Origin of the sequence: Hoyosella altamirensis, assembly GCF_014191505.1 — a bacterium.
Lineage (GTDB): Bacteria > Actinomycetota > Actinomycetes > Mycobacteriales > Mycobacteriaceae > Hoyosella > Hoyosella altamirensis.
The window spans coordinates 88365-113050 of sequence record NZ_JACHWS010000003.1 but is presented as its reverse complement, the minus strand read 5'-3'; the positions used below and the strand labels follow the sequence as shown (position 1 = coordinate 113050).

Genomic DNA, 24686 nt, shown 5'->3' with positions numbered 1-24686 from the left:
CCCACTTCCCGATGCACCGGGGCAATGGTGCAGTGGGCGCTTGAGAGGCGATCCTTAAAAGGGTGACCGCGTCATCCACACAGCGGTATCAGAGGGCAATCTGTCGCCATGAGTCCGTGACGATTCCAGGACGACTTCCCACCCGGCAGGCAGCTCTATCGGCTCGTCACCCAAGTTCACCCAGCACTGCGAGTCACCCCGCTGGAACGCGAGCACGTGACCGGCGAACGGGAGCCACTCTAGTTCGGTCTCGGCTGGAAAGAGCGCCGTCCGAAGGTGGATCGCAGATCGATACAGCCATACAGAGGACGCATTGTCATTCTGCTGGTCCAGCACTGTCCGCGACTCCCAGTGTTCCGGTTGCGGCAGCCAGGGGTCAGCGGGGGATGCCTCGGGTGAAAATCCAAATGGTGGTGATGTTCCAGACCAGGGCAGCGGGACGCGGCACCCGTCACGGCCCACATCTGTGTAGCCGGACTGTGCCCACGTCGGGTCGTTCCGGGCCGCAGGGGGAAGGTTCTCCACCTCATCTAAACCGAGCTCATCGCCCTGGTAGATGTAGGCCGTACCGGGAAGGGCGAGTTGAAGCAGTGCGGCGGCGCGTGCGCGCCGCTTCCCAAGTTCGAGGTCCGGTTCTTCCGCTGACCACCGTGCCCGATCCCACTCGGGCTGCACGTCGAACTCCGGCTGCGAGCGGGCATAGCGAGTGACTGGCCGTGGAATGTCGTGGCTGGATAACACCCACGTCGCTGGCGCTCCGACCGTCGCAGCCTGGGAGACGGCATCGTCGATCACGTGCCGCAATGAGTCAGCCCGCCACGGCGCTCGTGTGAAGTCGAACTGGAACGCGGTGTGAAGTTCGCCCGGCCGGAGGTAGCGGGCGAGTCGCTCGTTGGTGGGGACGACTGCTTCCGCGACGAAGATCCGTTCTGGGGCGAACGTTTCCGCTACCTTGCGCCAGCTGCGATATATGTCGTGAACCGCGTCCTGGTCGCGCGCAGGATGCGGCTGAGTCCGCCAGTCTTCCGGGCGCGGTCCCGCGTCGGGGAGCTCGGGGTTTTTGACGAGGCCATGCGCGACGTCGATCCGGAAACCGTCGATGCCGCGGGCAAACCAGAAGGCAAGGATGTCTTCGAACTCTTGCCGGACCTCTGGATTTTCCCAGTTGAGGTCAGGCTGTTCGGGCGCGAACATGTGGAGGTACCACTCGCCGTTCGGCAATCGCGTCCAGGCCGGTCCGCCAAATGCGCTGGTCCAGTCATTGGGCGGGCTGCTTCCGTCGGCTCCCCGCCCGCGCCGGAAGATATAGCGCTGCTTCGCGTTTGGTTCGTCACGCAACGCCGCTTGAAACCACGTGTGGTCAGATGACGTGTGGTTGGGGACGATATCGATGATCACCTTGATGCCGAGCGCGTGCGCTTCGCCGATCAGGGCTTCTGCGTCACGCAAGGTTCCGTATGACGGATCGATGTCGCGAAAATCTGCGACGTCGTACCCGGCGTCCACCATCGGCGAGGTATACCAGGGCGTGATCCAGATGGCGTCGATGCCCAGGGATGACAGGTAGGGAAGCTTTTCCCGCAGGCCAGGCAGGTCGCCGATCCCGTCGCCGTTGCCATCGGCGAAGCTGCGGATATACACCTGGTAGACAACGGCGGATTTCCACCAGTTCTCCATGCTGCTCCAATCTTGTGCTTAGACGGTGATGCGTGCGCCGTCGCCAGCGCTGTCGAACATGTGGGCGTGTGACTCGTCAATCCGGACGTGAATGACCTCGCCCTTGCTCGGCGGATTGCGCCAGTCCACGCGTGCCACGAGCTGTTGCTGTGCCCCGTTGATGTAGCTACGGCCGAAAATGAAGGCTTCGGAACCGAGTTCTTCGACCACATCCACCTCGAGCGGCAAACCGGCCGCGCTGTCGCTGAGCTCAACATGTTCCGGGCGAATTCCGAACGTGATCTCGGTGCCATCGACGCCCGCGAGGGCGGTGCGGGGAACCGGAACGATCTGCTCTCCGAGCATTACGCCGCGGTCACTCAGCGGCAGCGTCATCAGGTTCATCGCGGGCGAGCCCATGAAGCCGGCAACGAAAACGTTGGCGGGGGACCGGTAGAGCTCACGCGGAGGGGCGCACTGTTGCAGCACACCACCTTTCAGGACGGCAACACGGTCACCCATCGTCATCGCCTCGACTTGGTCGTGGGTGACATAAACGGTGGTCGTACCGAGGCGGCGCTGCAGTTGCGCGATCTGGGTGCGGGTCTGCACGCGCAGTTTGGCATCGAGGTTCGAGAGGGGCTCGTCCATGAGGAAGACCTGCGGATCACGCACTATTGCCCGTCCCATCGCGACGCGCTGACGCTGACCACCTGAGAGCGCTTTCGGCTTGCGGTCGAGGTAGTCCTTCAAGTCGAGAAGTGCAGCGGCCTCCTCGACCCGCTTTGCGATCTCCGCCTTTGGTGCCTTCGCCAGTTTGAGGGCGAAGCCCATGTTTTCCCCGACAGACATATGCGGGTAGAGCGCATAGTTCTGGAAGACCATCGCGATGTCGCGGTCTTTCGGATCGGTGTGAGTGACGTCGCGGCCACCGACGAGGATTCGTCCGGCGTTGACTTCCTCAAGCCCTGCGAGCATTCGCAGCGAGGTCGATTTACCGCACCCGGACGGGCCGACCAGCACGAGGAACTCCCCGTCCTCGATATGGAGGTTGAGTCGGTCGACCGCGGGCTGCTCGGACCCCGCATACAAGCGGGTCGTGTTGTCGAAAACGATAGGTGCCATGTGGATTCCAATCTCTGGTGTGGTTTGAGTCAGCCTTTGACGGCGCCGCCGGTGAGGCCCGACACGATGAAGCGCTGCAGGAACAGGAAGAGCAGGACTACGGGTAGCGCCGACACCACTGCGCCTGCGGTGAAGACGCCCCATTTTTCACCGAACTCGACCGATACGAACTGGTAGAGGCCAACTGCGACGGTCCAGCGATCGGGGTCTTGAAGGATGATGCGCGCCATCAGGAAGTCGGAAAACGCCGCGATGAAGGACAGCAGGCCGACCACCACAAGGATTGGTTTGATCAGCCGGAGGATGATCGTCCAGTAGATCTGTGCGTGTGTCGCGCCATCCATGCGTGCGGCTTCATCTAGTTCACGGGGAACGGTGTTGAAGACGCCGTACATGAGGAACGTGTTCGCACCGAGCGCCCCGCCGAGGTACACCATGATCAGGCCGAGGAGCGAGTTGAGGCCGAGAAACGGGTAGATGTCAGACAGCGTGGCGAGGAGCAGGAAGATCGCTACGAATGCCAGGAGCTGCGGAAACATCTGAATGATGAGAAGGCTCATCAGACCGGTCTTACGGCCCTTGAACCGGAACCGTGAGAACGCGTATGCGGCGGCTGCGCCCATCATGACCGCGCCGATCGCGGTAGTGGAGGCGACGATCAGTGAGTTCGCGAACCAGCGCAGGAATGGGTTCTGGGGGTCGGAGAACAGTTCGCGGAAGTTCTCGAGGGAGAAGGTGGCGAAGAGCTGGTTGGAGCCGAGCAGCGTACCGGCGTCTCCGACTGAGGCTGAGAACGCGTATAGCAGCGGGAAGACAGCGTAGACGACGATGACTGCCGCAACTGCGTGACGCCATCCGCTGCGGCGGAAGGTTTCCCAGGCAGGTCGCTTGTTGTAAACAACTTGTGATTCGGTAGGTGTAGTGGTGGACATGTCAGCTGATCTCCTCGAGTGCTTTGCTGCGGCGGAACGCAATCGCGGAGACCACCGCGACCATGATGAAGATGAGGATGGAAACCGCGCTCGCGAGCCCGTACTGATTCGCGCCGGTCTCAAACGCGAGCTTGTAGACGAACGTGATGAGGATGTCCGTCGAGCCCACCCCGGTAGTCGAATCCAGGTCCCGCGGGCCGCCAGAAGTCAGCAGGTAAATGAGGTTGAAGTTGTTGAAGTTCATCGCGAAGCAGGCGATCAGCATGGGGCCGACAGCAACCAGTAGCAGCGGTAGCGTGACGAACTTGAATGCGCGCCACCTGCCGGCGCCGTCCATGCGCGCGGACTCGTAGAGCTCCGCGGGTATCGACTGCAGCGCACCCGTCGCGATCAGAAACATGTACGGGAATCCCAGCCATAAATTCACCAGCACCAGGCTGAGCTTGGCTAGCCAGGGATCGTTTAGCCAAGGTATAGCCGCACCGCCGAGCACGACGTCGTTGATGAATCCGAAGTCCCGGTTGAGCAGTCCGGCCCAGATCAGGATCGACAAGAACCCCGGGAATGCGTAGGGGAGAATGATGACCGCCCGGTAGACGCTTCTCCCGCGCATCGACGCGTCATTGAAGAGCATCGCGATGAAGAGGCCGAGGAAGAAAGTCGTGGCCACCGACAGTAGTGCGAAGGCAAAGGTCCACAAGGTGACGGAGAGGAACGGTCCGCCCAGCACGTCCTTGTCGAAGATCGCACCGAAGTTGGCGAATCCGACGTTCGCCGTCCAGCCTGGAGAGAGCACCTCGCCATCGGCGGAAACAAAGTTTCCCGTTTCGGTCGCGGTGTAGACGGTCCCGTCGGCCGCCGTCATCGTGTCTGTGGCCTCGTTGTAGACAAGTCCCTGCTCGTAGACGAACGCAACCCGTCCGTCGTTGGTGCGAAGGAAGCTGTCACCGTCCATCGGAATGCGGAGCTCACTGATCGAGTCCTGCCGCGCGATCACGTCCGGGAAACCGAGCACCTCGTAGCCAGGCACCGAAACGGGGAACCCATTGGCGCCCGTTTCGGCACCCGCAACGGGCTGGAAAGCGGCGTTACCAGTGCCCACCAGCACCGTTTCACCAGATCCGGCGGTGGCGAAGCCGAGTTCGCCGCCCTCACTCTGGACCACGGAAATCGGGAACTGAGGGGTCCCGTCAACACGCCGCTCATGCTGTTGCACCAGAGCGCGTATCGCATCTTCTTTCGAAGAGTTGTGACCGTCGCCGTAGTTGGTGAACGCCACGCCAGCCGTGTATATCACCACGAAAACCTGGAAAATGAGCAGGAAGATCAGACCAGGGGCGAGGTACTTGGCCGGAAGAAGTTTCCGCGTGGGTGCGAAGTAAACGATGTTGACGACGGCGAGGGCGGCGACGAGGAACCAGAGGATTCCGTTGTTGCCCACCGCCCACGACGCGAGGATGCCGTACAGCCCGAACGCGTTGATCAGCGCCATCAGTACGAGCTTGACGACGAAGCCACCGCTGAACCCGTGGCTGTGTGAAGTTCTCTTCCTGGACGGTGTGCTTTCGGGCCGCGGTGCCGGAGTCCCGGGTTCCAGGGAAGCTGTGATCTGCGAGGTCATGGGGGTCCTTAGTTCTCGATGTTCGCGATCATGCGGCGCCAGAGCAGGGCGGGTTCACCCTGGCCTTCGACGATGCCGTTCTGTGTGGTGCCCCAGAACGTCCACACGGAGCGCATTTCCGGGATCGCGGGCATGGGTGCGCCCGCTTCCGCGAGTTCGGCGTAGGCAGTCAGCAGCGGCCTGTCTGCGATCGCGTCGATTGCGTCGTTGAGGGCAGGTGGGCGTCCGACGGAGTCGAAAATGGCGAGCTGGGTGTCGAGCCGCGTGAGATAGTTGACGAGGAAGTCATTGGCGGGCAACGAATTTCCAGAATTTGCGTTCATGAAGACTGCCTGTACGCCCACGAACGGCTGAGCGGTCTGTCCGCCAGCTGTCGGCACCGGCAACAGCGTGAGGTCCATGTCGGCGTCCTGGAAATCATTGAGGTTCCACGGGCCGGAAATGATGTAGGGCGCGCGTCCAGAGACGAACGCATCCTTTCCGATATCCGGTGTGAGCGACGTATTGAGGACACCGGCCGCGCCAAGACCGGCGAGATATTCAGCGAACGCCTCGCCGGATTCTCCGCCCATGGCCAGTTCGGTGGTGTACGAGCCGTCTTCATCCATGCCGAAAACGGGTGCTCCGAAAGATGTTTGGAGCGGGTAGAGGTGGTAGGGATCTCCCAGGCTTGGGTCTTGTGGGATTGAAATTGGGAAATCTGCTTGGCCTGCTTCGACCAGGGCCTGGCCGTCAGCAATGAGATCGTCGAAGGTCTCGGGGGTGTGCGTGGTGAGTTCGTTGTTGCGGAGGACCGCGACGTTCTCCACAGCGAAGGGCACGCCGTAGACGACGCCTTCATACGCGACCGCTTGCATCGCGACGTCAAGGAAATCCTCGCTCTGTTCCCCGAGTTCGATGGGCATGAGCAGGCCGTTGGCGACGAGTTGGCCCAGATTGTCGTGCGGAGACATGAGAAGGTCAGGACCCTGCCCCATTGGTGATTGGGTGATGAATTCACTCATCGTCTGTGGGCTGGCGTCGCGCTGGACAAAGCGCACCGGAATGCCGGTGTCCGCCTCGTACTCGTTTGCGATCTCGGTGAGACCGGCGATCGCTTCTTCGCCGGCCCAGATGGTGATCGGGCCGCCGGACTGGCCGAGGAACTGCTGTACAGCCTCGCCCTGTCCTTCGCCGGAGGCACACGACGCGAGCAGCGTCGTCGCCAGGGTCGCAGCCACGCCTGTTGTGAGGCGGGTACGTCTGTTCATTCGAATTCTCCGTGTGATCGGATGCGCGCAGAAGGTCAGAGGTGAAGTGAATCACAACGGTAAGCGATTGCAGAGAATGTGTCTAGACTGCGACAGAAAAAAGTAGAAGACATGCTCAAGGTATATGCAAGCGCTTCCATATTCCGTACGATGTGAGGCATGACTGCGACTCGTATTGCATGTGACTCTGATGCGACGACCACTAGCGACTCATCGGGTCCGCTCCTCGCGGTACACCCCGCCGACTCGCCGGATGATGCGGCGAGGTGGTGGCGCTCCTCGGTGATCTATCAGATCTATCCGCGCTCGTTCCGTGACCTCGACGGTGACGGCAACGGTGATCTTGCAGGCATCACCGCCGAGCTCGGACAGCTTGCCGAGATGGATATCGATGCCGTGTGGCTGTCGCCGTTCTACCCCTCACCGCAGCGCGACGGCGGATACGATGTCAGCAACTACTGCGATGTCGCCCCGATGTACGGGTCACTGGCCACGTTCGACCACCTGGTCGAACGTGCGACTGCTCTCGGCATCCGGGTGATCATCGACCTCGTACCGAACCACTGTTCCGACGAGCACCCCCTGTTCCAGAAGGCACTGGCCGCAGGCCCCGGCAGCCGGGAGCGGGACATGTTCATTTTCCGTGACGGCAAGGGGCCGGAAGGCGCTGAACCACCGAATAACTGGCAGTCCCACTTCGGTGGATCCGCCTGGACGAGAGTCGTTGAGGTGGATGACTCGCCGGGACAGTGGTACCTCCATCTGTTCGACTCATCTCAGCCCGACTTCAACTGGGATAACGCTGCGGTGCATGGCGAGTTCGAGCGCATTCTGCGATTCTGGCTCGACCGCGGAGTCGCGGGGTTCCGGGTCGACGTCGCGCATTCACTCGTCAAGAAGCAGGACCTGCCTGACTGGCACGGCCGGCCTGACGGCGTCGGTACTGACGATCATCCGGGGCACCTAGCACCGATGTTTGGTCAGCCCGCGTTGCACGACATTTACCGGAGATGGCGCCAGATCCTGGCTGAGTACGGTGATGACCGGGTGTTATGCGCCGAGGCGAGCATCGATCCGCTGCCACGCCTATCCGACTGGGTGCGACCCGATGAGATGCACCAGACCTTCAATTTTGCGTTCCTCAATTGCCCCTGGGACGCAACCAGATTCCGCACTGTAATCGAGGATTCGCTGCGTGCGTTCGATGCGGTCGGTGCGCCGACGACGTGGGTGCTCTCCAACCATGACGTGCAGCGCCACGTCACTCGGTTCGGGATCACCGAGCGGCCAGATCGTCCCGGAGATGGACTCGGCCCTGACGATCCGCAGCCCGACCTGGCCCGTGGCCAGACCCTTGCACGTGCAGCGTCGCTATTGATGCTCGGACTTCCTGGCGGTGTGTACTTGTACCAAGGGGAGGAACTAGGGCTCCCGGACCACACTCTGATGCCGCATTCATGCAGACAGGATCCGACCTATGCCCGCACAGATGGCCAGCGGTTAGGCCGCGATGGAAGCCGGGTGCCCCTGCCTTGGGAGAGCCGCGCTGCTGCAGCGGGTTTCAGTGAAAGCGGTGCTGCGTGGCTGCCTCAGCCGGCAGGGTGGGAGTCGTTTGCGCGCGACGTGCAACGAAACGATCCGGAATCGGTGCTTGCGATGTACACCGAGGCTCTTAGGCTCCGGCGTAACTATGGGCTCGGCCATGGGTCGCTGGAGTGGCTCCCCGAATACCTGGATACGGCGTGCCTTGCGTTCGCCAATGGTGACGTCCTGGTTATGGTGAATACTGGCGACACCGATGTGTGCCTGCCGACACCGAATGTCCTGCTCAGTAGTGCTTCGGACAGTGTCCGGCACGGCTCGCTGCGGCCGGGCCATACGGTATGGGTGAAGCGCACATGACAAGTGACTGAAGGCGGACAGTGGCTGGGATCAAAGAAGTCGCGGAGCGCGCCGGAGTTTCCACGGCGACAGCCTCCCGCGCGCTCAGCGGTCGGGGCCACGTATCGCCCGCCGCGCGGGAGCGCGTTCTCTCAGCAGCGAAAGATCTCGGCTACGTCATGTCCTATGCCGCGTCAAGCCTGGCTTCCGGCCGCAGTCGCACGGTGGGAGTCATCGTGCCGTTTATCAATAGTTGGTTCTTCTCCGAATTGCTCGAGGGCATCACGTCGGCGCTCATGAGCGAGGGCTACGACTTGTCGCTGTACAGTTTTGACCGGCAAGGACAGCGCCAGCGTGTTCTTGCCGACTACCTGCTGCGCAAACGGCTCGACGCTGTTGTTGCCGCTTCGCTGCGTCTAGACGAATCAGAACTCAAGCAACTGCTTGATGTGGGTAAACCGATCGTAGAAATCGGGGGTCTGGTGCCCGGGGTGCCGAGTATCCACCTCGATGAACACGCTGTTGCGCGCTTCGCTACGGAGCATCTGATCGGACTCGGGCATCGTCAGATCGCGCACCTCGGTGGCACCGCCGAAACGGGCCCCGACTATTTCCCCATGTCGACAGACCGTCGCGAGGGGTTTTACGCAGCCTTGCGTGATGCGGAGTGTGAGATCAGTCCACGCTGGGACCTTAATGCCGACTACACCGTCGCGGATGGGTACAGAAAAGTGAAGACTCTTCTCGCAGGGCCGGGCCCCCGCCCAACAGCGCTCTTCTGTTCGTCCGACGCGATGGCGGTGGGTGCAATCCTCGCGGCCCGCGACCTCGGATTCACCGTGCCGGGCGACCTCTCTGTCATCGGCATTGACGGCAATCCGATCGGCGAAGCCGTCGGCCTGACCACGATCGCTCAGTTTCCCGCCCGGCAGGGGAGCCAAGCGGCGGAGATTCTGCTCGAACATCTAGCCGCTGGCGAGAGACCGATGGCCCCCCAGAGCGTGGTCGTGGAGACCGACTTTATCGTGCGTTCCAGCACCGCCGTGCCAGCTTCGCGTTAACCCCCGCGCCTCACGCCGGCTCAAACCATGCAACCCTCCGCAACCCTTGTCCCCAGTGCAGGGAAGGAGTGTGCTCTAGGTCACAAGCTCATTCACGAAGAAGGAGTCATGATGACCGAACTCATCTCTCGCGGCGCCGTATGGCCGGAACTTGACCTCAGCCCGCAGGACCGCGTCGACACGTGGCTCATCGAATTCGAAGCGGCACTCGCTGCTCGCGACATCGGCAGGGCCGCAGGAATGTTCGCCACTGACAGCTTCTGGCGCGACCTCGTTGCCTTCACCTGGAATATTAAAACGGTGGAGGGGCGGGAGGGCGTGACGGACATGCTCACCAGCCAGCTTGATGCCGCCAGCCCATCGAACTTCCGGACAACCGACACTCCGGCCGAAGCCGACGGGGTGGTCAGCGCCTGGATCAGTTTCGAGACCGCTACTGGGCGCGGCATTGGACATTTGCGCCTAAAAGAAGAAGGTGCCTGGACGCTCCTGACCGCGGCGCAGGAACTTAAAGGCTATGAGGAAGGCAAAGGAAAGCGTCGACCAAAAGGAGTAGTGCACGGCGCTAATAAGAATCGCGTGACCTGGTCGGAACAACGCGCGATCGAGGAGAAGGAACTGGGCTACACGGCCCAGCCGTACGTCCTGATCATCGGTGGAGGACAAGGGGGCATCGCCCTCGGCGCCCGAATGCGGCAACTCGGCGTGCCAGCCATTGTCCTAGACAAACATGAGCGTCCGGGCGACCAGTGGCGAAAGCGGTACAAGTCGCTGTGCCTGCACGATCCGGTCTGGTACGACCACCTCCCTTACATGCCCTTCCCGGAGAACTGGCCGGTCTTCACGCCGAAAGACAAGATCGGTGACTGGCTCGAGATGTACACACGAGTCATGGAGGTGCCGTACTGGAGTTCGACGACGTGCACATCAGCGGCCTTCAACGAGGTGACGAAGGAATGGACGGTACACGTCAACCGCGATGGCGAGGATCTCGTCCTCCGGCCTAAACAGCTGGTTCTCGCGACAGGGATGTCAGGGAAACCGAACGTCCCTACATTCCCCGGGCAGGAAAAGTTCCAGGGCGACCAACATCATTCGAGTCAGCATCCAGGTCCGGACAAGTACGCGGGCAAACGCGCGGTCGTCATCGGAGCCAACAACTCAGCACACGACATTTGCGCTGCGCTGTGGGAATCGGACGTCGATGTGACGATGGTGCAGCGCTCGTCGACACACATCGTGAAGTCTGATTCGCTGATGGAAATCGGCCTCGGCGATCTGTACTCGGAGCGGGCCCTGGCAGAAGGCATGACGACCCAGAAAGCCGATCTGACCTTCGCGTCAATTCCGTACCGCATCATGCACGAGTTTCAGATTCCGGTTTACGACAAGATCCGGGAGCGCGACTCGGACTTTTACGATCGTCTGGAGAAAGCCGGCTTCAAGCATGACTGGGGTGACGACGGTTCCGGTCTGTTCATGAAGTACCTACGAAGAGGTTCGGGCTACTACATCGATGTTGGCGCTTCGGAGCTCGTTGCGGACGGCGAGATCAAACTCGCACACGGTAACGTTCGCGAGCTGACAGAGAACAGTGTGATTCTCGAAGATGGAACCGAACTCGAAGCCGACGTCGTTGTCTACGCGACGGGATACGGCTCGATGAATGGGTGGGCTTCGGACCTGATAGGACGGGACGTCGCCGACAAGGTCGGCAAGTGCTGGGGGCTTGGCTCGGACACGACGAAGGACCCGGGCCCGTGGGAGGGCGAGCAGCGCAACATGTGGAAGCCCACTCAGCAGGAAGCGCTCTGGTTCCACGGCGGCAATCTGCACCAGTCGCGGCATTATTCGCTCTATCTGGCGCTGCAGCTCAAAGCGCGCTACGAGGGCCTTCCGACGCCGGTGTACGGACTGCAGGAAGTCCATCACCTCAGCTAGCGGGCCGTGCGAACCTCGCGACGGACTGAGCGGTGAACACCACCATCGCGCAGCCGATGGGGAACAACAACTCGTTCACCGTCAGTCCGGCGAGGTCGGGCATCGTCGGTTCCGCTCCACTCGAGGTGGCGCCCAGCGCAGTCGCTGTGACGATGATGCCACCGAAAACGACGCCCGAGATTGTGCCGAGTATCAGGTAAGGCCGGGCACGTTCGACGTGTCGCCGCACCAGACGAGCGAGCAGGAAACCGAGCAGTCCATATTGAAACGCTTTGAGGAGCGCGATCAGCGCGAGAGACGCAGTCACCGTGCCGACAGGTTCACCTATTAGCTCATTCACGCCTCGTTGCGCGCCCCGGGCAAGGCCCAGAGCCAGGGGTGCGCAAACGAATCCGAGGACACCGGCGATTGTCACTGAGGCACGCATGATTACGGTGCCCACTGCGATACCCACGCAGACAACTACCGACCAGGTAACTCCCTGGGCGAGATTCGCGAGGAATCCCACCCCTGGGAGGCCGCTGCCGAAGAACAGTTTCGTCACCACGATCAGTATCTGCACGGCGAGGCCAAGGCCGATGGCCAGCCACGCCACCGTCGCGATGCGCTGCACGACGTGTTCGGGTTCGCTCGCGCTGCTCGTCATTGCCAGCAGACCGTGAAGTACTTCTGGAAGCGAAGGTACGAGCCTTGACGCATATGAAAGTCCGCTCCTGTGCCGTCCACCGCTCCGTCGCGGCAGCGTGGATGTCTCTTGGACGCCCGACGATTACCCGCTAAGCGTCAGCCAGAGACCGATACCGAATTGATGTCTGATTAAACCACTCAAAGTATGACGCTTGACACATAGTGGGGGAAGGAGCAGATTCGAACTAACGCCCGCGATCGGGCCGGGAGAATGCGCGCTCAGTGTTGAGCGGACATGGAGGTGCTGAGATGACTACCGAGACGTCTGAACTGCGCAGGGGCATCGGGCAGTTACGTCAGTCCGTGAGGACGCTGATGATGAAGTACGGGGACGCGCCAAGTGTCCGCCGGCTCGTAACTGACCTGGAGCGCCTGAGTATCGATGTCGACGATTTCGAGCAGTCGCGACCGGCGCCAGTTTCCGCGTCCGCGGCCGCAAAGCAGGAGAAGATTCCCGTTCCTGACACGCCCTACGACGAGTCTTTGTGGGCAGGCGTCGACGACGAAGGCGTGGGCGGCTACCACGGTGATCGCTCGTAGGCACTCGCCCTCCTGGTAGCGGTGATCCCTGCCACAGCCAGGATTACGACTTGGTTGTGACAACTGATGCGTATGGTCAGGATGGTGTCATTGCGACTAACCTGACACCCATGCCAGCCAGGACTCAGACACGCACCACGCGCACACAATCCGCTCCACGCGGGTCGTCATCGCGTGCGTCACGCAGCCCTGCCCGTAAGTCCACTTCAGGGACATCGACCCAGAGATCGGCACGTCAGTCACCCCGCAAGCCTGCCTCGCGGGGCAGAGCACCCCGGCGCAAGAACAGCCGGCCGCGTGGAGGTGGCGGTATGTCAGCAGTCCGCGTAGTTGGTCGCGGAATCGGATCGGGCTGGACGATGATCGCCCGCGGCGTTGGCGCGACCGCGCGAACAGTGGGACGTGCAGGCGATATCGACACCGGACACCGTCGCGACGGCGCAGGCCTAGCGCTTATCGCGATGGGGCTGATCATCGCCGCGAGTGTCTGGGTATCCGCCGGCGGCCCGGTAGGGGAGTGGGTCAACACGGGCCTGCGATCAGCCTTCGGTTCGCCAGCAGCTCTCCTGCCTCTCGTTCTCCTCGTCATTGGTGTCACGGTGATGCGCACTGAGCCGAAGCCCGACGTCCGGCCGCGGCTGGTCCTTGGGGCGGTAATGCTCGGAGCAGGAGTTCTGGGGCTATGGCACGTCTTGTCAGGTGCCCCCGACGAAGCCGTCGCTCGGAGAAACGCGGGTGGCTTCTTCGGATTCATCGCGGGCGGCCCGCTCAGTGAAGGCCTGACCGTGTGGCTCGCGACCCCGCTACTCGTGTTCGCTGTGGTGTTCGGTGTCTTGCTGTTGACAGGAACAACCGTGCGGGAACTGCCGGCACTGCTCGCCCGGGCCCGGGAGCGCATGTTCCCTGTTCACGATCTGCAGCAGGGGGCTGATCAGATCACCCTCGACGACGAAGCGCCGGTTGAGCGTTTGCGCCGGCCATCCCGCAGGCGCCAGTCGTCGGGTGCGTCGGGCAAGTCTGCCGCCAGCGGTGGCAGTCAGCCAACTCTGGACGACGTCACTCCAGAGCCGCTACCGGCGACCGACGAACCTCCGATGCCGGAGCCGAAGCGCCGTCCACTGCGGTTGCCGATCCCGATGAAGACTTCAGCTGAAGGCGAGGCTGAACCGGCGCCCAAGGACTCGGGCAAAAACAAGGGTTTCGGCAAAATCGTCGACCGGAAGCCCGAAGGCAACTACAAGCTGCCACCCGGAAAGCTGTTGACCAAGGGTGACCCGCCCAAGCTGCGCAGCACCGCGAATGACGCGATGATCGAGGCGATCACCGGCGTGCTCGAGCAGTTCAAGATCGATGCCGCGGTGACGGGATACACGCGCGGTCCGACCGTCACCCGCTACGAAGTTGAGCTTGGCCCGGGTGTGAAGGTCGAGAAGATCACGCAGCTTGCGCGAAATATCGCGTATGCAGTCGCGACCGACAATGTGCGGTTGCTCGCTCCGATACCTGGCAAGTCGGCTGTGGGCATCGAGGTGCCGAATACTGACCGCGAGATGGTGCGTCTGGCCGATGTGCTGGCTGCGCCGTCAACGCGCAAGGACCACCACCCGCTCGTCATCGGCCTGGGCAAGGACATCGAAGGTGAGTTCGTTTCGGCGAACTTGTCGAAAATGCCGCACCTGCTCGTCGCTGGTTCCACCGGTTCGGGTAAGTCGAGTTTCGTCAACTCCATGCTCGTCTCGCTTCTCGCCCGAGCGACGCCGGATGAAGTGCGCATGATCCTTATCGACCCGAAAATGGTCGAGCTCACGCCCTACGAGGGCATCCCGCACCTGATTACGCCGATCATCACGCAGCCGAAGAAGGCCGCTGCGGCGCTCGCTTGGCTGGTCGAGGAGATGGAACAGCGGTACCAGGATATGCAGGCGAGCAGGGTGCGTCATATCGACGATTTCAATGCCAAAGTGCGGTCGGGCGATATTACGACGCCCCTCGGGAGTGAACGAGAATACCGCCCTTATCCGTACATTCTCGCTATCGTCGACGAGCTGGCGGACCTGATGATGACGGCGCCGCGAGACGTGGAGGACGCCATCGTCCGGATCACCCAGAAAGCCCGCGCGGCAGGTATCCACCTCGTGCTCGCAACCCAGCGTCCGTCAGTGGACGTTGTCACCGGCCTTATCAAGACGAACGTGCCGTCGCGCCTGGCATTCGCGACATCGTCACTCACGGACTCGCGGGTCATCCTCGATCAGCCTGGCGCCGAGAAGCTCATCGGCATGGGTGACGGACTGTTCCTGCCGATGGGTGCCGGTAAGCCTGTTCGCTTACAGGGGGCGTTCGTCACCGACGAGGAAATTCACGGGATAGTCGACTTCTCGAAGACGCAGGCGGAACCCGAGTACCAGGAGGGTGTCACCACCGCGAAACCTGGGGACAAGAAGGATATCGATTCCGACATTGGTGATGACCTCGACCATCTATTGCAGGCAGTCGAACTTGTTGTCAGCAGTCAGTTCGGGTCCACCTCGATGCTCCAGCGCAAGCTTCGGGTCGGCTTTGCCAAGGCTGGGCGCCTGATGGACCTGATGGAAACACGGGGGATCGTCGGTCCGAGTGAAGGTTCGAAGGCCCGCGAGGTTCTCATCAAGCCGGACGAGCTCGACTCCGTACTGGCAGCCCTGAACGGTGGCGGGGACGTAGGAGAAACATCACAGGGGTAAATGTTCATCCCCGGCGAGCACAATCTCGCCGGGGATGGTTCAATGGACCCACCGAAGGGGAGTATCCCTCACGCGTTGGTGTCGTCATCACGACCGCAAGGTCCGGCGCCATCGGTTAGTTGCCTAGCTGGCGGAATTCCGTCAAGCGCTACGGCAGCTGGCGGGAGAGACCTCCGGAGTTCAGTCGTGTGAACCGGAGGTTTCGGAAGTGAATGTTCCATTGTGGGTATGGGCAGCAACCATCGTTGCCATCATCGGGTTCTTTGTCTTCGACTTCTACGCTCACGTGAAGACACCGCACGCTCCGTCGCTGCGGGAGTCGGGGTTCTGGTCGGCGTTCTACATCACGCTAGCTGTGATCTTCGGGTTCATCGTGATGGGAATATGGGGTACCCAGTACGGTGGCGAATACTTCGCGGGCTACATCACCGAAAAGGCGCTGTCGGTGGACAACCTGTTTGTCTTCGTGATCATCATGGCGACGTTCTCGATTCCGCGCGAATATCAGCAGAAGGTACTGCTCATCGGTATTGCGATGGCACTAGTTATGCGTGCCGGTTTTATCGCTGTCGGTGCCGCGGCGATCAACAACTTCAGCTGGGTGTTCTACATCTTCGGCGCGTTTCTGCTGTTCACTGCATACAAGCTGATGAAGGATGCTGGCCACGAGGAAGAGGTCACTGAACAACGAGACTCGAAGATCATCCGATTCTCGCGGCGGTTCCTCCCGACAACGGAGGAGTACGACGGCGACAAGCTGGTCACCAAAGTTGATGGTAAACGGCTCTTCACACCGCTGGCGCTCGCGCTGGTCGTCATCGGCTTCACGGATCTGCTTTTCGCACTCGATTCGATCCCCGCTATCTACGGCCTCACGCGCGAGCCGTACATCGTGTTCACCGCAAACGCCTTTGCGCTACTCGGCCTGCGCCAGTTGTACTTCCTCATCGGTGGCTTGCTTGAACGTCTGGTTTACCTTTCCCACGGTCTGTCGATCATCCTAGGTTTCATCGGCGTCAAGCTCGTTCTGCATGCTCTCCACGAGAACGAACTCCCGTTCATCAACAGCGGTGAGCCCGTCCATGTCCCGGAAGTGACCACAGGCGTATCGATGATTTTCATCGTGTCGGTGCTTGCCATCGTGACCATCGCGAGCCTCATCAAAACTCGGCACGAGAAGGTCCGCGAACTCAGCTGATCTCCCGTGAAGTCGTATGGCAAAGTTGTCGAAAACGCGGTCCGTTCGTTCGTCGCCATAGTGACAGGAAGACCGACGAGGGAGATCATCATGCATTACTTTGCCCTGCTTATCGGTGCCGAGAACGAGAACGAGGTTCCCGGTACGCCCGAATTCGAGGCTGCGGTAGCTGGATACGAGGAGTTTGATCGGTGGGCCGGAGACTCCGTGGTCTGGGGGGTCGCGCTGCATTCCGTGAACGAGGGGATGCACAGGAAGCCAGGCGGCATGATCACGGACGGCCCGTTCACCGAATCCGCCGAAGTGGTGGGTGGCCTCTACGTCTTGGCTGCCGAAAATCTCGATGATGCAATCGAAATCGCGCGCCGAATCCCTGCTGCGATGGATGGAGCGATCGAGATGTGGCCGATGGCGGAATGGACGCTCTCGGACAACAGCTACAGCGAAAACTGGGTCGCACTCATCAGAGAACCCGCGAGCGATACACCAGATCCCGGCACCAGCGCGTGGGACAGTGGCGTCGCCGAACACGAGAAGTTCGGCAGCGCAGCACGTGAATGGCTCCGCGGCGGCGGTGCACTTTACCCGTCGTCCGCCGCGACCACGATCCGCGTGCGGGACGGGAAATTGCTGCTCAGTGACGGTCCCTACATCGAGTCAGCCGAAGTCGTGAATGGGATCTACCTTTTCAAGTGCGACGAGGAAGAGGCCCGCGCCCTCGCGGCCCGCGTACCAACGGGTCCGCGGGGCGGAATTGAGATGCGAAAGGTCGTCTCATTCTGAGGCAGGTGTGGTGCAGAGTCTGATCGAGTCGGTGTTTCGGGCAGAGAGCGGCCGGGCACTCGCGACTGTCGCGGCGATTACGCACAGTCTTGACCTTGCTGAAGACGCGGTGCAGGAGGCGTTCGTGGATGCCTTGCGGTCCTGGGCTGATGAGGGTATCCCCGAGCGCCCCGGCGCCTGGATCACGACTGCCGCGCGGAATCGGGCTATCGATCGGGTGCGACGCGAGTCGAAGCGGCCACAACGGGAACAATTGGCGCAGCTGACCGCTGCGGCTGAGGCGGCTGGGGCCGGGCCGGAGTCCGCGGAAGACCACGAACTCCAGTTGCTCTTCACGTGCTGTCATCCGGCCCTTGCACGACCAGCCAGGATAGCGCTGACACTCCGCCTCGTTTTCGGCCTGTCAGCGGAAGAAATCGCACGGCTCGTCCTCGATGCAGAGGCGACAGTCGCACAGCGTCTCAGCCGGGCGAAAGCAAAGATCCGGAATGCTGGAATCCCATTGAGGGTTCCGCCACGTGAGCTCTTTGCCGAGCGACTGCCCTCCGTCCTGTCATGCATTTACCTGACATTCACCGAGGGTTACGCACCTGCAGCGGGCGACGCCGTAATCCGGGCTGACCTGTGCCGTGAGAGTATTCGGCTCGCGCGGCTCGTTCATGCCGTGACGCCGGAGGACAGCGAAGCCGAAGCGCTGCTCGCCCTATTGCTTCTCCAGGACAGCCGCCGGGCCGCCCGGATGGATTCTGCGGGGAGTGTCATTCCGATTGAGGATCAGGATCGGGACTCCTGGGACAAAATGAAGGCCCAGGCGGGGCTAGCGCACCTCAGATCTGCTGCAGTTCGCGGCCACGGCCCCTACCTCCTTCAAGCGGTGATCGCTTGTGCGCACACGATGGCTCCGTCGTTCAGTCAGACCGACTGGGCGACAATCGTCGCGGCGTACGATCAGCTGCTCTATCACCAGGATTCCCCCGTGGTACGGCTGAACCGCGCCATCGCCCTGGGGTTTCGAGATGGCTACACCGCTGGTCTTGAGGAGCTCGACACGCTCGCCGCAGACACGCGACTGGCGCGGTCACACATATTCCACGCGGCGCGGGCCGATCTTTGCCGTCGCGCGGGGCGGAACACTGACGCGGTACGCAGTTATGAAGAAGCGCTTCGTGCCGTCAAGAACTCAGCCGTGCGGGCCTTCCTGGAACGGCGCCTCCGGGAGGTTCAGTCGGACAGTGCGCCCAGCACAGGGGACCACTCGCGGATCTGAACGCCATGGATGAAACCACCGGTCGCGAAAGGATCATCGGCGAGCAGTTTGCGCAGCGCATCAACGTCACCGATCTTGTCGGCGGCGACGAGGATGAGCGCGCCCGTGCCGTCTGCGAAAGCCCCAGCGGACACAACGACACCTGTTGAAACGAGCCCTGACAGCCATGAGCGGTGGTCAGGACGAGCGGCCAGCCGGGCATCCGCGTCCTCTCTCGAGTAGGTGTATTCCACTGCAAACATCCGCATATAGGTTTCGCCTCCGCTCAGAGTTCCCGCAACATGCGCGTGTTGCCTAGCGTATTGGGCTTGACGTAACTGAGGTCGAGAAACTCGGCGACACCTGTGTCGTAAGACCTGCGCATTTCTGTGAATACTTCGGACGTGACCGGGGTTCCATCGATCTCGGTGAAGCCCAGTTGGGAGAAGAACTTCACTTCAAACGTCAGTACAAAGACACGCTGCAGGCCGAGGTCGCGGGCGGTCTCGATGAGCTGGGACACGACGGCACGCCCGGAACCGCAACCTTTGTGCGCCGGATCGACCGCGACGGTGCGCACTTCCCCGAGGTCGGACCAGAGTACGTGCAGCGCCCCACAAGAAATGATGGCGTCTTCACGTTCGGCGACCCAAAACTCCTGCACTGATTCGTAGAGGGTGACCAGGTTCTTTTCCAGGAGAATCTTGGGTGCGTAAATGTCGATAAGGCGCTTGATCTTGGGTACGTCTGCGGTACGGGCGCGGCGCACGATGAACTCCGGATATCGAGACACCTCAGGCTCCCTGCGACCGTGATTTTCCATGTCGGCAAGACTAGCGGGAAAGCTGCCAGATACGCTGAGCATGTGGCAATCAGTGACGATTCAGGATCTTCCGCACAGCCGGGTAATTCGCGCGTGGGCGGCGGCACACACAGCCTGCCGCATCCACCTGCGGAGCACGGTGCTGTGCCGGTGCTGAATGCCGCCAACGTTCTGACAATGATCCGCATCTTGATAGTTCCGCTCTTCCTCGTAGCGTTACTGATCGACAGCGGCCAATCGACAGTCTGGCGCGTGACGGCGGCGCTGCTCTTCGTCATTGCTGCCGTGACCGACCGGATTGACGGGCAAGTGGCCCGAAAGTATGGCTTGGTCACCGACTTCGGCAAGATTGCAGACCCGATTGCCGACAAGGCGCTGATGGGCGGTGCGCTTGTCGGTTTGTCCATTCTCGGAGATCTCAGCTGGTGGATTACTGGGATCATTCTCTTCCGTGAACTCGGGATTACCGTGCTGCGCTTTTGGGTAATTCGCCACGGCGTGATCCCCGCGAGCCGGGGCGGCAAGCTCAAGACGCTCGTGCAGACGATTGCGATCGGCTTCTATCTGTTCCCCTTGCCCGACTGGGTATCGCCGATCAGCATGACGCTCATGGGGCTCGCTGTCATCATCACCGTGGTTACCGGCCTGGATTACGTCGTACAGGCCCTTCAACTCCGGCGGCACAGCAGAAAGCATGCACATCGATGATCGCGTACGACATCCTCGCCGAGAGCACTGGCGCCGATCTGCTGGTAGCTGCGCTGCTGCGAAGGCACGAGACAATTGCGTGCGCTGAATCACTGACCGCAGGTCTGGCTAGTGCTGCGCTCGCCGGAATCCCAGGGGTAAGCGACGCGCTGCGTGGTGGGGTGGTCGTATACTCGACCGACGCGAAGCACATCCTTGCCGACGTGCCACAGGAAATACTTGATGCGGAAGGCGCTGTATCAGCAGGTACTGCCGAACTAATGGCAGGAAACATCCGTAAGAAACTGGACGCCACCTGGGGATTGTCGCTCACAGGCGTGGCTGGCCCGGACCCTCAGGAGGGTGTGCTGCCGGGAACAGTGTATGTAGGGGTTAGTGGACCTGGGGTATCACGCTCGAAGAAACTTGCCCTGCAGGGGGATCGCTGGAATGTACGGCTCATGGCAGTTGCACGGGCGTTTGGTGAGGTCCTTATCGAACTGAGTGAGGAACGCGTCTAGAGTCAGTACCAAGCGCCGCGAATGATCCGGAAGTGCTCGCTGGGAACCATCAGCGATTCCGGGACGTTGTATGGCAAGAAGCGCGCAGTCTGGCGTGAGTGCTCCAGGCTGTGTGTGCAAGGACTGGATGGAGGAGCGACATGGCGCTGCTGCTACGTGAGGCACTAGGCGACAGCTTGCGGCGCGTCCGTGTGTCTCAGAGCCGGACGCTGCGCGAGGTATCGAGCCTGGCGCGAGTGAGCCTTGGTTATCTCTCGGAAGTGGAGCGCGGAAGAAAAGAGGCGTCGAGCGAACTCCTAGCGTCGATCTGTGACGCGCTCGACGTTGAACTCGCTGATGTGCTGTTCGACGTGAGTTCGCTACTCGCCGATGGGGTGGCTACGCGGTCAGGTGATCCCGTCGGTGCGTCCCAGGGGCGCGCCAGTGGGAGCAGCGCTGCTGACGGCGGTGACAGAAGCCGATCGCGCATGGTCATCCCGCAAGAAGCAGGTACGGAGGGCATGGCGGACACGCAGACGCCCGAGAAGGCACCCGCCGGTGCGCTCGTTGCGGCCTGAACATAAGCTTGTTTTCCGTATCACCCTTCAGGGCGATCCCTGATGCGCCGTGCCCAATTAGCGGATAGATTCAGAGGAAGACCTTCGGGTCTGCGTTGACATGCCACAAGGCAATTGAGCGGCAGGGTACTTTATCTGGCCAGCAGTGCTGACACTGCGGCTGATATTGGGCCGACATAGAGTTGCGAGAACCGCGACGACAAAGCGACACGGAGGTAGGGGAGATGGCGAATCCTTTTGTCAAATGGTGGAACTACATGAAAGCCAAGATGAATGCCTCCATCGACGAAAACGCCGATCCCAAGATCCAGATTCAGCAAGCGATTGAAGAGGCACAGCGGCAGCATCAAGCGCTCTCGCAGCAGGCTGCGGCCGTTATCGGCAACCAGCGCCAGCTCGAGATGCGGCTGAACCGACAGATCGCCGAGGTCGAGAAGCTGCAGGCGAGTACCCGTCAGGCGCTGCAGATGTCCGAAAAGGCTATCGGACAGGGTGATGCCGGGAAGGCGCAGGAGTATGAGAATGCTGCTGAGGCATTCGCTGCGCAACTCGTCACGGCTGAGGCAAACATCGAGGACCTTAAGGCCCTCCATGATCAGTCGATGGAGGCAGCGAAGCAGGCGAAGCGTGCTGTCGAGCAGAACGCAATGATGCTCCAGCAGAAGATCGCCGAGCGGACTAAGCTCCTCAGCCAGCTCGAACAGGCCAAGATGCAGGAGCAAGTCAGCAACTCGCTGCGGTCGATGACGGAACTTGCCGCACCGACAAATACCCCCAGCCTGGACGCGGTACGGGACAAGATCGAACGTCGCTACGCGAACGCTCTCGGTTCCTCCGAGCTGGCCAAGAACTCGGTGCAGGGCCGCATGATGGAGGTCCAGCAGGCAACCGTCCAGATGGCAGGCCACAGCCGACTCGAGCAGATCCGCGCGTCGATGAAGGGCGGACAGATCGGTACGGGCGCGCAGCAGCCCGAGCAGCCACAGGTCGCTCCTGCGCAGAAGCCAGCTCAGCCTCAGGGCGAGTCCGAGCAGAACCCCGCGAGCTGACGCGCGACAAGGCTTTCCCCGATGGCCATGGGTGGGGACGCTCGCAGAGTGTGGTCCGAACTGCAGGGCCGCGTCACGGACGCGGCCCGCAAGTGGACTGACCCGCGCGAGAAATTGCTCCGCAAGACGCGTCGCGCTCGCCGCCGAACGGCGCGGTTCGGAGGGCTGACGGTGTTCTCCGCCGCGGGGACTGGCACATTGGCGCTTAGCTCCGCCCCCGAATGGACCATTGTGGCCGGCGGGGGTGTGACCGTCCTTGCCGCAGTTCCGGCGGTGGTCGCGTGGCAAAAGTTCCGCGAGTACCGTGCGCGCCCCTTGCCGCCACGTCGGCCAGCTCGGAGATTCGAGCCGCACCATGCCTCGGCTGTTCACTCGGCGATGACACGGATGAGCGCCGCTGAACAGAGTCTGTACCGCTTGGTTCTGGTGCTGAACCGCTCGAATGCGATACCGAGTGGCGAGGCAGATGAAATTCTGCGCGCGACAATGGCTGCTGGCGATGCTCTGGAGACCGCCGCGCGCGACACCGTGGGCATGGAGTATGCGAGAACACGCTTGCACGCGACGGGTGATAGGACCGGCGCTGCCGCGGACCTCGCGGAACCCATCCGGAACCTGACCGCGCACATAAACCGTGGCGTGGCAGAAGTCGAAGACCTCACAGCCACTGCCGCTCGCATGACGGACGCCGCCCTGGGGATGTCGCGTGAGGGTGTGCTCTCAGGTCTCGATCAGCAACGCGACGATTTGCTGTCAGTCACGGACCGCGTCGCCGGCCTGACCTCAGCTTTGCAGGAACTTCGCGGTCTCTCCCAGCAGTACGCGTCTCCACTCGCGGTGCGCCCAGCGACTCGGGGTGCTCCCCGAACTTCCCCTGATCTTCGCGCTTCAGGGCTGACATGAGGTGACTACCGGTGGAAGGCTAGAACCAGGACCTCGCAAACGCAGATTGTGAGGCTGACACACCGGAGGAGAAATGGTTCTCAAAATTATCGGCGCGATCGTGGTCATCTGGGTTGGACTCGCGATTCTCGGCTGGCTCATAGGTGCGTTCTTCTCGACGCTCTCTACTATTGCCACGATCGCGGTTGTCGCGGCAATCGTGTACTTCTTGTACAAGGCATTCTCCAACGGCGACAAGCAGAACGACGTCATCGGCCGCTACTGAGCTTCGTAGCACCTCGCAGATCTACCCGGAAGGCACTATGCGGATCGCCGTCATCGCAGGACCAGATCCTGGTCACGCGTTCCCCGCGATGGCTTTGTGCCGTGCCTTCGAAAAGGCAGGTGATCACGCAGTCCTGATCACCGGGCGGCGCTGGCTCGAGCATGCAGAGAATGCAGGGCTCGAAGCAGTGGAGCTTGCAGGGCTGACCTTGCCGACAGGAGTCAAGGACGACGATGCGGGCCGCAGAATTAATGAGCGAGCCGCGGCGATGTCCACCGCGATGCTGCCCGATCTGAACCGGCTGATGCCGGACCTCGTTGTGTCGGACGTGATTACCGTAGCTGGAGCTTTTGCTGCCGAGCGCCTTGGGATCCCGTGGGTGGAGCTCTCGCCCCATCCGCTCTATCTGCCATCGCGCGGCCTGCCGCCAATCGGGAGTGGGCTGGAGCCAGGTCGCGGGCTGACGGGACGGGTTCGGGATATCACTCTGCGGGCGTTCGTGAATCGGGATTTGCGCAGGGGCCGGCGCCAGCGCGCGCAGGTGCGAGCATCTATTGGGTTGCCAGCACGCGACCCTGGACCGCTGGGCAGGGTGCTGGCAACGCTGCCCTCTCTCGAATTGCCCAGACCGGACTGGCCAGACAATGCATTCGTTGTTGGGCCGTTGATCTGGGAACCAGCTACCGAGGAGCTTCCCTTGCCCGCAGGGGACAAGCCGGTGATTATGGTGTCGCCGTCTACGGCGTCACAGGGTGGAGCGGCGGGCGTCCTGGAAGGCGTAGTCGCAGGCCTGCGAAATGCAGAAACCCCTGAAGAGGTGCCTGAATTTCGCGTTGCCGCTGCGATGCTCGGAGGTGCGCCGCCTGACCTGCCCCGCTGGGTATCAGCGGGCGTGGGACGGCAAGATATCCTGCTCACGCAGGCTGAAGTGCTGGTGTGTGGCGCTGGGCATGGCATCATCGCGCGCGGTTTGCTGGCGGGCCGCCCACTCGTTCTGGTCCCAGGGGGCGGAGACCAGCGCGAGCTCGCGAACCGTGTCATTCGCATAGGTGCGGGGGTTGCGGTGTGGCCCGGCCGGGACGGCGTGCCAGATCCTCGAGAACTGGCTCACGCGATCAAACAGGTCAGTTCCGATCCGTCATACGCAAAAGCGGCACGCAAGGCTGCCGCCTCGGTCGAGGGCGTCACCGATGTCGTTGGCGTGTGCCATCGCCTGTTGGCTGACCGGGCTGCCTAG

Annotated in this window: 23 protein-coding genes; 15 read left to right on the top strand and 8 right to left on the bottom strand. The window is 61.8% G+C overall.

All coding sequences use genetic code 11. The features are described 5' to 3' along the window. Positions 1 to 54: 54 nt before the first annotated feature. From FHU29_RS14605 to FHU29_RS14585, 5 genes are read right to left on the bottom strand one after another with little or no spacing between them, the layout of a single operon-like run. Positions 55 to 1677 carry a glycoside hydrolase family 13 protein gene (locus tag FHU29_RS14605; RefSeq protein WP_064440454.1) on the bottom strand — a complete coding sequence of 541 codons (1623 nt, stop codon included), beginning with the start codon at positions 1675 to 1677 and terminating at the stop codon, positions 55 to 57. A gap of 18 nt (positions 1678 to 1695) precedes the next feature. Then, on the bottom strand, positions 1696 to 2781 hold the full coding sequence (locus FHU29_RS14600; protein ID WP_064440453.1) for an ABC transporter ATP-binding protein: 1086 nt from the start codon (positions 2779 to 2781) through the stop codon (positions 1696 to 1698). Between the two features lie 29 nt (positions 2782 to 2810). Then, the gene (locus FHU29_RS14595; protein WP_064440452.1) at positions 2811 to 3713 is read right to left on the bottom strand and encodes a sugar ABC transporter permease; all 903 of its coding nucleotides are present in this window, start codon (positions 3711 to 3713) and stop codon (positions 2811 to 2813) included. Between the two features lies 1 nt (position 3714). Further along, positions 3715 to 5334 (bottom strand): ABC transporter permease subunit, encoded by a 1620-nt coding sequence (locus tag FHU29_RS14590; RefSeq protein ID WP_064440451.1) that lies wholly within the window; start codon positions 5332 to 5334, stop codon positions 3715 to 3717. 8 nt (positions 5335 to 5342) lie between these two features. Beyond that, complete coding sequence (locus FHU29_RS14585) at positions 5343 to 6584, bottom strand: sugar ABC transporter substrate-binding protein (RefSeq protein ID WP_064440450.1); 1242 nt, start codon at positions 6582 to 6584, stop codon at positions 5343 to 5345. A 159-nt stretch (positions 6585 to 6743) separates the two neighbouring features. Between FHU29_RS14585 and FHU29_RS14580 the strand changes: the two genes are divergently transcribed. From FHU29_RS14580 to FHU29_RS14570, 3 genes are all read left to right on the top strand, one after another. Then, a complete protein-coding gene (locus FHU29_RS14580) occupies positions 6744 to 8486 on the top strand; it encodes a glycoside hydrolase family 13 protein (RefSeq protein ID WP_064440449.1) in 1743 nt (580 codons plus the stop codon). Positions 8487 to 8506: 20 nt separating this feature from the next. Then, complete coding sequence (locus FHU29_RS14575) at positions 8507 to 9526, top strand: LacI family DNA-binding transcriptional regulator (protein ID WP_064440448.1); 1020 nt, start codon at positions 8507 to 8509, stop codon at positions 9524 to 9526. A gap of 111 nt (positions 9527 to 9637) precedes the next feature. Then, complete coding sequence (locus tag FHU29_RS14570) at positions 9638 to 11467, top strand: NAD(P)/FAD-dependent oxidoreductase (RefSeq protein WP_064440447.1); 1830 nt, start codon at positions 9638 to 9640, stop codon at positions 11465 to 11467. On the opposite strand, the gene FHU29_RS14565 is transcribed toward FHU29_RS14570, so the two are convergent. Next, positions 11460 to 12113, bottom strand: a complete 654-nt coding sequence (locus FHU29_RS14565; protein WP_064440446.1) for a hypothetical protein — start codon at positions 12111 to 12113, stop codon at positions 11460 to 11462. The genes FHU29_RS14570 and FHU29_RS14565 overlap by 8 nt on opposite strands. A 290-nt stretch (positions 12114 to 12403) precedes the next feature. Between FHU29_RS14565 and FHU29_RS14560 the strand changes: the two genes are divergently transcribed. The 5 genes from FHU29_RS14560 to FHU29_RS14540 all read left to right on the top strand — a co-directional run bounded on the left by FHU29_RS14560 (position 12404) and on the right by FHU29_RS14540 (position 18665). Continuing rightward, complete coding sequence (locus tag FHU29_RS14560; RefSeq protein WP_064440445.1) at positions 12404 to 12694, top strand: hypothetical protein; 291 nt, start codon at positions 12404 to 12406, stop codon at positions 12692 to 12694. A gap of 110 nt (positions 12695 to 12804) precedes the next feature. After that, on the top strand, positions 12805 to 15417 hold the full coding sequence (locus FHU29_RS14555) for a DNA translocase FtsK (protein WP_232322969.1): 2613 nt from the start codon (positions 12805 to 12807) through the stop codon (positions 15415 to 15417). Between the two features lie 208 nt (positions 15418 to 15625). Further along, complete coding sequence (locus tag FHU29_RS14550) at positions 15626 to 16615, top strand: TerC family protein (protein ID WP_064440444.1); 990 nt, start codon at positions 15626 to 15628, stop codon at positions 16613 to 16615. A gap of 90 nt (positions 16616 to 16705) precedes the next feature. Further along, entirely contained in the window at positions 16706 to 17398 is a 693-nt protein-coding gene (locus tag FHU29_RS14545) for a YciI family protein (protein ID WP_064440584.1), read from the top strand. A 7-nt stretch (positions 17399 to 17405) separates the two neighbouring features. Continuing rightward, entirely contained in the window at positions 17406 to 18665 is a 1260-nt protein-coding gene (locus FHU29_RS14540; RefSeq protein ID WP_064440443.1) for an RNA polymerase sigma factor, read from the top strand. On the opposite strand, the gene FHU29_RS14535 is transcribed toward FHU29_RS14540, so the two are convergent. Further along, positions 18620 to 18907: a YciI family protein gene (locus FHU29_RS14535; protein WP_423785879.1), complete on the bottom strand. Its 288-nt coding sequence runs from the start codon at positions 18905 to 18907 to the stop codon at positions 18620 to 18622. The genes FHU29_RS14540 and FHU29_RS14535 overlap by 46 nt on opposite strands. Positions 18908 to 18930: 23 nt before the next feature. After that, positions 18931 to 19467, bottom strand: coding sequence for an amino-acid N-acetyltransferase (locus FHU29_RS14530; protein WP_064440583.1), 537 nt, complete (start codon positions 19465 to 19467; stop codon positions 18931 to 18933). A 93-nt stretch (positions 19468 to 19560) separates the two neighbouring features. Here FHU29_RS14530 and pgsA point away from each other — a divergent pair, with 93 nt between their 5' ends. The 7 genes from pgsA to FHU29_RS14495 all read left to right on the top strand — a co-directional run bounded on the left by pgsA (position 19561) and on the right by FHU29_RS14495 (position 24686). After that, entirely contained in the window at positions 19561 to 20175 is a 615-nt protein-coding gene (gene pgsA / locus FHU29_RS14525) for a CDP-diacylglycerol--glycerol-3-phosphate 3-phosphatidyltransferase (protein ID WP_064440582.1), read from the top strand. After that, on the top strand, positions 20172 to 20675 hold the full coding sequence (locus tag FHU29_RS14520) for a CinA family protein (protein WP_064440441.1): 504 nt from the start codon (positions 20172 to 20174) through the stop codon (positions 20673 to 20675). Before pgsA ends, FHU29_RS14520 begins: the two co-directional genes overlap by 4 nt. 140 nt (positions 20676 to 20815) lie before the next feature. Then, positions 20816 to 21232 carry a helix-turn-helix domain-containing protein gene (locus FHU29_RS14515; protein WP_074390863.1) on the top strand — a complete coding sequence of 139 codons (417 nt, stop codon included), beginning with the start codon at positions 20816 to 20818 and terminating at the stop codon, positions 21230 to 21232. A gap of 224 nt (positions 21233 to 21456) precedes the next feature. Beyond that, on the top strand, positions 21457 to 22281 hold the full coding sequence (locus FHU29_RS14510) for a PspA/IM30 family protein (protein ID WP_064440440.1): 825 nt from the start codon (positions 21457 to 21459) through the stop codon (positions 22279 to 22281). A 21-nt stretch (positions 22282 to 22302) separates the two neighbouring features. Beyond that, positions 22303 to 23184, top strand: a complete 882-nt coding sequence (gene pspM / locus FHU29_RS14505; protein WP_157095110.1) for a phage shock envelope stress response protein PspM — start codon at positions 22303 to 22305, stop codon at positions 23182 to 23184. Positions 23185 to 23257: 73 nt separating this feature from the next. Further along, entirely contained in the window at positions 23258 to 23449 is a 192-nt protein-coding gene (locus FHU29_RS14500; protein ID WP_064440438.1) for a hypothetical protein, read from the top strand. A 37-nt stretch (positions 23450 to 23486) separates the two neighbouring features. Beyond that, entirely contained in the window at positions 23487 to 24686 is a 1200-nt protein-coding gene (locus FHU29_RS14495) for a glycosyltransferase (protein ID WP_064440437.1), read from the top strand.

Bases quoted from the DNA above. Each gene is read 5' to 3' on its own strand.
- FHU29_RS14605 (WP_064440454.1), bottom strand. From the start codon at position 1,677: ATGGAGAACTGGTGGAAATCCGCCGTTGTCTACCAGGTGTATATCCGC.
- FHU29_RS14600 (WP_064440453.1), bottom strand. From the start codon at position 2,781: ATGGCACCTATCGTTTTCGACAACACGACCCGCTTGTATGCGGGGTCC.
- FHU29_RS14595 (WP_064440452.1), bottom strand. From the start codon at position 3,713: ATGTCCACCACTACACCTACCGAATCACAAGTTGTTTACAACAAGCGA.
- FHU29_RS14590 (WP_064440451.1), bottom strand. From the start codon at position 5,334: ATGACCTCGCAGATCACAGCTTCCCTGGAACCCGGGACTCCGGCACCG.
- FHU29_RS14585 (WP_064440450.1), bottom strand. From the start codon at position 6,584: ATGAACAGACGTACCCGCCTCACAACAGGCGTGGCTGCGACCCTGGCG.
- FHU29_RS14580 (WP_064440449.1), top strand. From the start codon at position 6,744: ATGACTGCGACTCGTATTGCATGTGACTCTGATGCGACGACCACTAGC.
- FHU29_RS14570 (WP_064440447.1), top strand. From the start codon at position 9,638: ATGACCGAACTCATCTCTCGCGGCGCCGTATGGCCGGAACTTGACCTC.
- FHU29_RS14565 (WP_064440446.1), bottom strand. From the start codon at position 12,113: ATGACGAGCAGCGCGAGCGAACCCGAACACGTCGTGCAGCGCATCGCG.
- FHU29_RS14560 (WP_064440445.1), top strand. From the start codon at position 12,404: ATGACTACCGAGACGTCTGAACTGCGCAGGGGCATCGGGCAGTTACGT.
- FHU29_RS14555 (WP_232322969.1), top strand. From the start codon at position 12,805: ATGCCAGCCAGGACTCAGACACGCACCACGCGCACACAATCCGCTCCA.
- FHU29_RS14545 (WP_064440584.1), top strand. From the start codon at position 16,706: ATGCATTACTTTGCCCTGCTTATCGGTGCCGAGAACGAGAACGAGGTT.
- FHU29_RS14535 (WP_423785879.1), bottom strand. From the start codon at position 18,907: ATGTTTGCAGTGGAATACACCTACTCGAGAGAGGACGCGGATGCCCGG.
- FHU29_RS14530 (WP_064440583.1), bottom strand. From the start codon at position 19,467: ATGGAAAATCACGGTCGCAGGGAGCCTGAGGTGTCTCGATATCCGGAG.
- FHU29_RS14520 (WP_064440441.1), top strand. From the start codon at position 20,172: ATGATCGCGTACGACATCCTCGCCGAGAGCACTGGCGCCGATCTGCTG.
- FHU29_RS14515 (WP_074390863.1), top strand. From the start codon at position 20,816: ATGGCGCTGCTGCTACGTGAGGCACTAGGCGACAGCTTGCGGCGCGTC.
- FHU29_RS14510 (WP_064440440.1), top strand. From the start codon at position 21,457: ATGGCGAATCCTTTTGTCAAATGGTGGAACTACATGAAAGCCAAGATG.
- pspM (WP_157095110.1), top strand. From the start codon at position 22,303: ATGGCCATGGGTGGGGACGCTCGCAGAGTGTGGTCCGAACTGCAGGGC.
- FHU29_RS14500 (WP_064440438.1), top strand. From the start codon at position 23,258: ATGGTTCTCAAAATTATCGGCGCGATCGTGGTCATCTGGGTTGGACTC.
- FHU29_RS14495 (WP_064440437.1), top strand. From the start codon at position 23,487: ATGCGGATCGCCGTCATCGCAGGACCAGATCCTGGTCACGCGTTCCCC.